Here is a 9,394-nt window from a genome sequence, read left to right as displayed (position 1 = left end):
CGGTCCTCTTCCGCAAGCGGGAGAGGGAAAAGAGCAACTACGAACTCAGCTTCGCGCCGGCGATCATGATGTCGCTGGCGATCTGGCTGGTGCGGGCGGCGAATTCGTCGCGCAGGCGGCGCGCCGCGGGCGGATCGCTCTCGAGCACGCGCTGGAACAGACTGCGGGCGATCCTGATCACCGACGAGTACTCCATCGCGACCGCACTGGACGGCCGCGGCATCGGCAGCACCAGCGCCAGTTCGCCGATCAAATCGCCAGGCCGCGCGATCAGTTCGTACGGCCCTCCCTCGGAAGAGGTCAGCTGGAAAGAGCCGGTCTGCACCACATAGCCGGCATCCGACGGATCGCCGGCGTTGAACAGCATGTCGCCGCGTGCGTAGTCGCGCTGCTCGGAGCCGATCGCCAGCATGCGCAACGACGTGTCGCCCAACAGCCGCAGCGTCGGGACACGTTCAAGCAGCGCAACATCATCTTCGATCGACATCAGGGACCGGTCAGAGAACGGGAGGCGCCAAACGCTCGATCAGCGAACGCTTGGCGTCGATTCGGCCCCTATTGGTATCACGGCACGAGTTTGTAGCCACCGGCCTCGGTCACCAGAATCTCCGGATTGGCGGCGTCTTTCTCGATCTTTTGGCGAAGTCGGTAAATGTGGGTCTCGAGCGTGTGCGTGGTCACGCCCGAATTGTAGCCCCACACCTCCTGCAGCAACGTCTCGCGCGACACCGCCGATTGGCCGGCGCGATACAGGAAGCGCAGGATCGCGGTTTCCTTCTCGGTCAGCCGCACCTTCTTGGCATTGGCGCCGGTCAGCATCTTGGAGCCGGGGCGGAAGCTGTAGGGACCGACGGTGAACACCGCGTCCTCGCTGGCCTCGTGCTGGCGCAACTGCGCACGGATCCGGGCGAGGAGCACGGCGAAGCGAAACGGCTTGGCGACGTAGTCGTTGGCGCCGCTCTCCAGGCCGAGAATGGTATCCGAATCCGTATCGTGGCCGGTCAGCATGATGATCGGCGCCTTGAACCCGCCCTTGCGGAGGCTGCGCACCACTTCGCGGCCGTCGGTGTCGGGCAGGCCGACATCCATCAGCACCAGATCCGGTGCGTTGGCCTTTGCGGACTGAACGCCCTTGGCGCCGGTGTCGACCGCCGAGGCCTCGAACTCCTCGTGCAGCGACAACTGCTCGACCAGCGCATCGCGGAGATCGGTGTCGTCATCCACGATCAGGATCTTGCGGGCGTTCGGCATGGTCGATGTCCTTCGGTCTTGCAGGCAGCTCCGCCGAGGCGGGCCGATGCCTTCCAAATCACGCGCGATTGTATCGCAGAACAGCAAATAGGGATCGTTCCCGCGGAATTGAACAGCGGTATGCTAAATTTGCCGTCCCCGACCTCTCGAGCTTCCGCGCCAAACGTGAAAACCGACAAGAAATCAAAAGCTTCCCAAAAGCCCGCGGCAACCGCTTTGGCGACGATCCGGGTCCGTGCCGCCGCCGGGCAGCGCAGCCGCGGCTGGCTGACGGCCGCGGGCCTGACCATTCCGGTGGCGCTCGGCCGCGGTGGCATTCTGGCCAACAAGCGCGAAGGCGACGGCGGCACGCCGCGCGGCAGCTTCCGGCCGCTGCGGCTGTGGTGGCGGGCCGATCGCTGGCCGCGGCCGCGCAGCTTTCTGCCGGTCCGCCCGATCACGCCGACGGATGCCTGGTGCGAGGATCCAGCGAGTCGGCATTACAATCGGCCGCTCCGGCGCGGCGCCGGCGACGCCGGGGACCGGCTGCAGCGCGCTGACCACCTCTACGACTTCATCATCGAGATGGACCACAACACCAGGCCACGCATCGCCGGTCGCGGCAGCGCCGTTTTCCTGCATCTCGCCCGCGACAATTTCGGCCCGACCGCCGGCTGCATCGCCATGACCCGCCCGAACCTGCTGAGGCTACTGGGACGGATCGGGCCGCGGACGAAGATCGTGATTGGGTGAGGTTGCGAAGCTTGGGAAAGCAGCGACCGCCTCAATGATTGATGTGACCACCCGCGAAAGCGGGCGATGACCTCTGGGCAGGAAGCAGTGCTCGACCAACGTGGCAACGAACGTCGCGCGGCTACCGATGCCCGAAGATCGCGGATCCCACCCGGACATGCGTCGCGCCGAACTCGATCGCTGTGGCGAAGTCGGCGCTCATGCCCATGGACAATTTGGACAGGCCGTTGCGTTTGGCGATCTTGGCAGTGAGCGCAAAATGCGGCGCCGGAGCTTCGTCGACCGGCGGAATGCACATCAGGCCTGAGACCGTCAGGCCCCATTTGTCGCGGCAGGCCGCGATGAATGCATCCGCCTCCTGCGGCGCGACCCCGGCCTTCTGCGGTTCCTCGCCGGTGTTGATCTGGACGAACAGCTCCACCGCCCGGCCGCAAGCCGGCAGTGCCTTGCCGAGCGCCTCGGCCAGGCTCGGGCGATCGACCGAGTGAATCGCGTCGAACAAGGCGACCGCTTCCTTGACCTTATTGGACTGCAGCGGCCCGATCAGATGCAGTGTCGTGCCCGGATGCGCGGAGATCAGCGCCGGCCACTTGGCCTTGGCTTCCTGCACGCGATTTTCGCCGAACACCCGCTGCCCGGCGGCCAGCACCGGTTCGATCGCCGCGGCGTCGAAGGTTTTCGACACCGCGATCAGCGTCACTGAATCCCGCTCCCGGCGGGCATCGCGACATGCCTGCGCAACCGCCTGCTCGACCGCCGCGAGCCCCTCCGCCGCCCCTGCGCTCATCGCGACAACGAGCCTCCGAAGCATGTGACGCTGAAGCCGTCATGGTCCCGACAGGACGCGAGATGAGAATCGTATTCAATCAACGGTGGTGCCTTCGCTCAAATTGTAACGAGTTGGAAGAAGGGTTCTTGAACCCTTCGACCTAGGGTGTTTGCGGGGGATTGAAGGGGCAACGATGTCACGCATCGCCATCATTCGCAAGAAAGCGAAGCTCAGGGGGCTGCTTGGGATCCGCGCAAGGCTGGTGATTCTGGCCTTGATTCTTGTGTGTCCGATGATGCTCGACCGGGTCCGGCTGCTGGAGCATACCCGCGCCACCCAGCTGGCTGCCGTGGCCAATAACGTCGCGACCCTGTCTCAGCGCGCCGCCGACGCGCAGCGCGAGGTCATCTCCTCGGTCGAAGCGGTGCTGAAATCGGCCGCCTACATCCATGCCGGCGCCTCGCAGATCGGCCGCGGCTGCAGCATCCTGCGCGCCAGCCTCCGGGTCGACCTGCCCTCCGTTCGAATGCTGTCGGTGGCCAATGCCAACGGCATTATCCATTGCTCGACGTCCGCGATGTTCGTCGGCGCCGACGTCAGCCAGCGGGCGTATTTCCGAAGGGCGCTCGAGATCCACGACTTCGTGGTCAGCGATTTCCTGGTCGGCGCCCAGAGCGGCAAAGGCACGATCCTGGCGGCCTATCCGGTGTCGGCGGTGGACGCGAGCGAAGAGGCGGTGCTGATCGCCGGCATCAATCTCGACTGGCTGTCCGACATCATGAGCAATCTGGCCGGCCATGCCGGACTGAGCGTCGCGCTGATCGACGGCGAGGGCACCGTGCTGGCGGCCTCGCCGAACCAGCGCAGCCAGATCGGCCACAAGCTCGACGGCGCCCCGCTGGCCTTCGCGCTCGGCGCCAATCCGCGCGACCGCGAACTGGCGACGGCGCATGACGACGACGGCCGGCTGCTCGCGGTGTCGCGGATTTCCGGCACCAACGCCCGCCTGGTGACGACGCTCGACGAGAATGTGGTCTCGGCGGCCATCAATCAGGAGATCCGGACCGCCTATCTGGAGCTCGGGCTGGTTTGTCTGATCGCCCTGCTCGGCGCGTTGATCGCGGCCGAACGGCTGATCGTGAAGCCGATCTCAATCCTGACGTCGACGGCCCGGCGGTTCGCCCACGGCGACTGGTCGGCCCGCGCCGACCGGGCGCAGCTGCCCTCGGAATTCCAGCCGCTGGCCCGCGCCTTCAACGCCATGGCGGCGCAGCTCGGCCAGCGCGAGCGCGAACTGGTGGCGACCAATAACAGCCTCACCGTGATGGCCTCGATGGACCTGCTGAGCGGCCTCGCCAACCGGCGCGGTTTCCAGAGCCGGCTGGATTTCGAGTGGATGCGTGCCGTGCAGAACGGACACGGCGTGGCGCTGCTGATGCTCGACGTCGACCACTTCAAGATGTTCAATGACAGCTACGGCCATCCGGAGGGCGACGCCTGCCTGTCGCGGATCGGCGAGGCGCTGGCCAGCGTCGCCAGCGACACCGGCGGTTTTGCCGCGCGCTACGGCGGCGAGGAATTCTGCCTGTTGCTGCCCGAGAGCGACGCCGCCACCGCAGCCAGCGTCGGCGAGATGGTGCGCGCCACGATCGAACGGCTCGCGCTGCCGCACCGGACCAGCGTCTTCCAGCGAGTCACCATCAGCGTCGGTGTCGCGGCGGCTTTGCCGACCGAAAGCAATGCCCCGACCGAGCTGGTCGAGGCCGCCGACGCTGCGCTCTACGCCGCCAAGCATCGCGGCCGCAACACCGTGGTCGAACACGGCATCATGCGAATCGCCGACCCGGTGTCGATGGCGATCGCGAGCTGAAAACGGCGCAGCCGGTCGCCGGCGACAGAGTCCCGCGCGACAGCCGGCAGACTGCGCCATCCCATTGACCCGGCGCAGTGTTTCGTGGCCTATTCCGCGCGCCTCGCGCGCGAATTTTCCCCGAGCCCGCATTGGTTTGCGACCTCATTCGCGCTTCCATCCGTCTTGAACGGCGCTCGAACCGGCCACCCGACTGATCTCCATGAGCAACGAACGTTACAACGCCCGCGAATCCGAACCCAAGTGGCAGGCGAAATGGGACGAGGCGAAGATCTTCGCCACGCAGAACGACGACCCGCGCCCAAAGTATTACGTGCTCGAGATGTTCCCATACCCGTCGGGACGCATCCACATGGGTCATGTCCGCAACTACACCATGGGCGACGTGGTGGCGCGGACGATGCGTGCGCGCGGCTACAACGTGCTGCATCCGATGGGCTGGGACGCGTTCGGCCTGCCGGCCGAGAACGCCGCGATCGAACGCAAGGTCGCCCCCAAGGCATGGACCTACGACAACATCGCGGCGATGAAGAAGCAGCTCCAGACCATGGGGCTGTCGCTCGACTGGGCGCGTGAATTCGCGACCTGCGATCCGCGCTACTACAAGCATCAGCAGAAGATGTTCCTGGACTTCCTGAAGGCGGGCCTCGCCGAACGGGAAACCCGCAAGCTCAATTGGGATCCGGTCGACATGACCGTGCTGGCCAACGAGCAGGTGATCGACGGCCGCGGCTGGCGCTCCGGCGCCGTCGTCGAGCTGCGCGAGATGAACCAGTGGGTGTTCAAGATCACCAAGTACTCGCAGGAGCTGCTCGACGCGCTGGAAACGCTCGACCGCTGGCCCGACAAGGTTCGGCTGATGCAGCGCAACTGGATCGGCCGCAGCGAAGGCCTGCTGGTCCGCTTCGCGCTCGATCCGGCGACGACACCAAGCGGCGAGACCGAGCTGAAGATCTTCACGACGCGGCCGGATACGCTGTTCGGCGCCAAGTTCATGGCGATCGCGGGCGATCACCCGCTGGCGCTGGCGGCGGCGGCCAGGAATCCGAAGATCGCGGCCTTCGTCGAGGACTGCAAGAAGCGCGGCACCGCGCAGGCCGAGATCGACACCGCCGAAAAGCAGGGCATCGACACCGGCATCCGTGCCGTGCATCCGTTCGACCCGAGCTGGCAGATTCCGGTCTATGTGGCGAACTTCGTGCTGATGGAATACGGCACCGGCGCCATCTTCGGCTGCCCGGCGCACGACCAGCGCGACCTCGACTTCGTCAACAAGTACCAGCTTGGTAACACGCCGGTGGTGTGTCCGGAGGGCCAGGACCCGGCCAGCTTCGTCATCACCGACACCGCCTATGACGGCGACGGCCGCATGATCAATTCGCGCTTCCTCGACGGCATGACCATTGCGGACGCCAAGGAAGAAGTCGCGAAGCGACTGGAGACGGCGCAGCTCGGCGGCGCGCCGGTCGGCGAGCGCAAGGTCAACTTCCGCCTGCGCGACTGGGGGATCTCGCGCCAGCGCTATTGGGGCTGCCCGATCCCGGTGATCCATTGCGAGGTGTGCGGCGTCGTGCCGGTGCCCGACAAGGACCTGCCGGTCGAATTGCCGGAGGACGTGTCGTTCGACAAGCCCGGCAACGCGCTCGATCACCATCCGACCTGGAAGCACGTCGCCTGCCCGCAATGTGGCGGCAAGGCGCAGCGCGAAACCGACACGATGGATACGTTCGTCGATTCGTCCTGGTACTTCGCGCGCTTCACCGATCCGTGGAACGAGACCGCGCCGACCACGCCCGATGTCGTCAACCGCATGCTGCCGGTCGATCAGTATATCGGCGGCGTCGAGCACGCGATTCTGCATCTGCTCTACAGCCGGTTCTTCACCCGGGCCATGAAGGCGACCGGCCACGTCGCCTTGGACGAGCCGTTCAAGGGCATGTTCACGCAGGGCATGGTGGTGCACGAGACCTATCGGACCGCCGATGGCCACTTCGCCTCGCCGGCCGAGATTTCGATCACGGTCGAGGGTGATTCGCGGAAGGCGACGCTGCTTGACGGCGGCACGCCGGTCGAGATCGGCCCGATCGAGAAGATGTCCAAGTCCAAGCGCAATACCGTCGACCCTGACGAGATCATCGGCACCTACGGGGCCGATACCGCGCGCTGGTTCATGCTCTCGGACTCTCCGCCCGACCGCGACGTGATCTGGAGCGAGGAAGGCGTCAAGGGCGCGTCGCGCTTCGTGCAGCGGTTGTGGCGGATGGTCAACGACGCCGCCGAGATCGCCAAAGCCGCGCCGGCGGCCCGGCCCGAGACGTTCGGCCCCGAGGCGCTGGCGGTGCGCAAGGCGGCGCACGGCGCACTCGACAAGGTGCTGAACGGCATCGAGCGGCTGGCGTTCAACGTCAGCCTCGCCCACATCCGCGAATTCTCCAACAATCTCGGGGATGTTCTGGCGAAAGCCGGCACGCCGGCGCCGGATCTCGCCTGGGCGCTGCGCGAAGCCACCGTGATCCTGGTGCAACTATTCCACCCGATGATGCCGCACCTCGCCGAGGAATGCTGGACGGTGCTGAGCCAGTCCGGCCTCGTTTCCGAAGCGGTCTGGCCGCAAATCGAGCGCGATCTGCTGGTCGAGGACAGCATGACGCTGCCGGTGCAGGTCAATGGCAAGAAGCGCGCCGAGGTCACTGTGCCTCGGGCCGCCGCGACTGCAGAAATTGAGGCTGCCGTTTTGGCCCTCGATGCGGTAAGACAGGCGCTGGACGGCAAGCCCGTCCGCAAGGTGATCGTGGTTCCGCAGAGGATCGTGAATGTCGTCGGTTAAGCCCGCTGTGGCGAAAGTGATCGCGAGGCTGGCGCTTGCCGTGGTGCTGACGGCGCCGCTCGCCGCCTGCTTTCAGCCGATGTATGCCGATCGCGGCGACGGCTCGCCGACGCTGCGCGACAAGATCTCGGCCGTCGAGGTGCCGCCGCTCAACCTTCCGAACGGGTCGCGCAACGCCCGAATCGGCGTCGAGATCCGCAATGCGCTGATGTTCAAGATGTACGGCGCCGCCACTGGTGCGCCGCCGCTGTACACGCTGGCGCTCAACATCACCACGCAGCGCTCGTCGCTGATCGTCGATCCGAACACCGCGCTTCCGACGATCGAGAATTACGGCATCGACGCCAGCTACCGGCTGATCGAGATCGCCACCGGCAAGGTGGTGATGACGGGCAACACCTTCTCGCGCGTCGAATACGACGTGCCGGGACAGACCCAGCGATTCGCCCGCACCCGCGCCGGCCGCGATGCCGAAGACCGCGCCGCGCAGGAAATCGCCGAGAACATCAACACCCGGCTCGCCTCCTTCTTCTACGCCGGCATCTGAGACGGGCGATGCGCGGACGCCGCGCCGCTGCGTCGGGTTGATTGCGCCATGGTCGCGCTGCGCGGACGAGACGCCACCGCTTTCCTCAGCCGTCCGGATGCGGGCCGGCCGATCATCCTGCTCTACGGGCCGGATGCCGGACTGGTGCGGGAACGCGCCGATGCGCTGATCGCTTCCGCGCTCGACGATCCCAAGGATCCGTTCGCCCTGGTGCGCCTCGATGGCGACGAACTCGCCGCCGAGCCTTCACGGCTGGTCGACGAGGCGCTGGCGATCCCGATGTTCGGCGGCCGCCGCGCGATCCGGGTGCGCGCCGGCTCGCGCAGTTTCGTCGCCGGCGTCGAGGCGCTCGCCGCAACACCGCCCAAGGAATGCCGGATCGTCATCGAAGCCGGCGACATCAAGCCGGACAACGCGCTGCGCAAGGCCTGCGAGAAAGCGCCGAGCGCGGTGGCGATCGGCTGCTATCCGGACGCCGAGGCCGATCTCGCCAAGCTGATCGACGACGAACTCCGCGCCGCGAACCTGCAGATCGGCCGCGACGCCCGCGCCGTACTGATGACGCTGCTGGGCGGCGACCGCCAGGCCTCGCGCAACGAGGTCCGCAAGCTCACGCTCTACGCACATGGCCAAGGCGAGATCACGCTCGACGACGTCATGGCCTGCGTGTCCGACGCCTCGGACCTGAAGCTCGACGTGATCGTCGACGCGGCTTTCTCGGGCAAGCCGCAGGTGGTCGAAACCGAATTCGCCAAGGCGATGGTGGCTGGCACCTATCCGGGCCAGATCATTCTGGCCGCGCAGCGCCACGCCGCGTTCCTGCACAAGACCAGCCTGACGGTCGAAGCCGGCACACCGGCCGCGACGGCGCTCGACAGCGGTTTTCCAAGGCTGCACTTCTCACGCAAGGCCGCGGCCGAAGCCGCGCTGCGCAACCTGTCGCCGGCCCGCTTGGCGCAAATCATCGAGCAACTCGCCGTCGCCGCACTTGATACACGCCGCCAAGCCACCCTCGGCGCCGCCATCGCCCAGCGCACGCTACTGTCGATCGCGGTGAGTGCGAGGCGACGGAGTTAGTTGGGAGAAGGTAGTTCGGTGAATGTAGGGTGGGCAAAGGTGTGAAGCACCGTGCCAACGTTACGTACTTGGCGCAGCGAAGCTGCCACGCACGAAACTCGCGAGACAACTAGCCCTCTCGTTCGTCATTCCGGGGCGCGCGTAGCGCGAGCCCGGAATCCATAACCACTGCGACTTCGGCTCGACGCTGGAACCAGCCTCGCCGTGCCCTCACGAGAAATTTGTGAGTATGGATTCCGGGTTCGCGCAGCAACGCGGCGCGCCCCCGAAAGACGAACGAGAGGTCGTCGTTCAAGGCCTGAACAAACAAAATTAAATAAA

The 9,394-nt window shown here is 66.1% G+C and carries 9 protein-coding genes; 5 read left to right on the top strand and 4 right to left on the bottom strand.

Going from position 1 to position 9,394, the window contains the following annotated elements; translation table 11 throughout:
* Positions 1 to 37 precede the first annotated feature (37 nt).
* Both ACOJTD_RS23730 and ACOJTD_RS23725 read right to left on the bottom strand, forming a co-directional pair.
* Entirely contained in the window at positions 38 to 487 is a 450-nt protein-coding gene (locus ACOJTD_RS23730; RefSeq protein WP_420135303.1) for a cyclic nucleotide-binding domain-containing protein, read from the bottom strand.
* Between the two features lie 77 nt (positions 488 to 564).
* Positions 565 to 1,251, bottom strand: coding sequence for a response regulator transcription factor (locus tag ACOJTD_RS23725; RefSeq protein WP_054162166.1), 687 nt, complete (start codon positions 1,249 to 1,251; stop codon positions 565 to 567).
* Positions 1,252 to 1,371: 120 nt separating this feature from the next.
* Between ACOJTD_RS23725 and ACOJTD_RS23720 the strand changes: the two genes are divergently transcribed.
* Positions 1,372 to 1,983, top strand: coding sequence for a L,D-transpeptidase family protein (locus ACOJTD_RS23720; RefSeq protein ID WP_420135304.1), 612 nt, complete (start codon positions 1,372 to 1,374; stop codon positions 1,981 to 1,983).
* A 121-nt stretch (positions 1,984 to 2,104) separates the two neighbouring features.
* Here ACOJTD_RS23720 and ACOJTD_RS23715 read toward each other — a convergent pair whose 3' ends face one another.
* The gene (locus tag ACOJTD_RS23715) at positions 2,105 to 2,770 is read right to left on the bottom strand and encodes a YggS family pyridoxal phosphate-dependent enzyme (RefSeq protein WP_420135302.1); all 666 of its coding nucleotides are present in this window, start codon (positions 2,768 to 2,770) and stop codon (positions 2,105 to 2,107) included.
* Positions 2,771 to 2,945: 175 nt separating this feature from the next.
* On the opposite strand from ACOJTD_RS23715, the gene ACOJTD_RS23710 reads away from it, so the two are divergent.
* The 4 genes from ACOJTD_RS23710 to holA all read left to right on the top strand — a co-directional run bounded on the left by ACOJTD_RS23710 (position 2,946) and on the right by holA (position 9,073).
* Positions 2,946 to 4,622, top strand: coding sequence for a diguanylate cyclase domain-containing protein (locus tag ACOJTD_RS23710; RefSeq protein WP_420135301.1), 1,677 nt, complete (start codon positions 2,946 to 2,948; stop codon positions 4,620 to 4,622).
* Between the two features lie 202 nt (positions 4,623 to 4,824).
* A complete protein-coding gene (gene leuS / locus ACOJTD_RS23705) occupies positions 4,825 to 7,449 on the top strand; it encodes a leucine--tRNA ligase (protein WP_420135300.1) in 2,625 nt (874 codons plus the stop codon).
* Positions 7,436 to 7,996: an LPS assembly lipoprotein LptE gene (lptE, locus tag ACOJTD_RS23700; RefSeq protein WP_420135299.1), complete on the top strand. Its 561-nt coding sequence runs from the start codon at positions 7,436 to 7,438 to the stop codon at positions 7,994 to 7,996. Before leuS ends, lptE begins: the two co-directional genes overlap by 14 nt.
* 48 nt (positions 7,997 to 8,044) lie before the next feature.
* Entirely contained in the window at positions 8,045 to 9,073 is a 1,029-nt protein-coding gene (gene holA, locus ACOJTD_RS23695; protein ID WP_420135298.1) for a DNA polymerase III subunit delta, read from the top strand.
* A 109-nt stretch (positions 9,074 to 9,182) separates the two neighbouring features.
* Here the strand turns inward: holA and ACOJTD_RS23690 are convergent.
* On the bottom strand, positions 9,183 to 9,394 hold a 212-nt coding region (locus ACOJTD_RS23690), incomplete at its 5' end, for a hypothetical protein (protein ID WP_420135297.1).

The sequence above is a fragment of the Rhodopseudomonas sp. genome (genome assembly GCF_048594845.1).
GTDB lineage: Bacteria > Pseudomonadota > Alphaproteobacteria > Rhizobiales > Xanthobacteraceae > Rhodopseudomonas.
The sequence above is the reverse complement of the archived record's forward strand: the minus strand, read 5'-3'. Positions and strand labels throughout refer to the sequence as shown.

Excerpts from the sequence above, each read along its gene's own strand:
- ACOJTD_RS23715 (WP_420135302.1), bottom strand. The coding sequence starts at position 2,770 with ATGAGCGCAGGGGCGGCGGAGGGGCTCGCGGCGGTCGAGCAGGCGGTT.
- ACOJTD_RS23710 (WP_420135301.1), top strand. The coding sequence starts at position 2,946 with ATGTCACGCATCGCCATCATTCGCAAGAAAGCGAAGCTCAGGGGGCTG.
- lptE (WP_420135299.1), top strand. The coding sequence starts at position 7,436 with ATGTCGTCGGTTAAGCCCGCTGTGGCGAAAGTGATCGCGAGGCTGGCG.
- leuS (WP_420135300.1), top strand. The coding sequence starts at position 4,825 with ATGAGCAACGAACGTTACAACGCCCGCGAATCCGAACCCAAGTGGCAG.
- ACOJTD_RS23720 (WP_420135304.1), top strand. The coding sequence starts at position 1,372 with ATGCTAAATTTGCCGTCCCCGACCTCTCGAGCTTCCGCGCCAAACGTG.
- ACOJTD_RS23730 (WP_420135303.1), bottom strand. The coding sequence starts at position 487 with ATGTCGATCGAAGATGATGTTGCGCTGCTTGAACGTGTCCCGACGCTG.
- ACOJTD_RS23725 (WP_054162166.1), bottom strand. The coding sequence starts at position 1,251 with ATGCCGAACGCCCGCAAGATCCTGATCGTGGATGACGACACCGATCTC.
- holA (WP_420135298.1), top strand. The coding sequence starts at position 8,045 with ATGGTCGCGCTGCGCGGACGAGACGCCACCGCTTTCCTCAGCCGTCCG.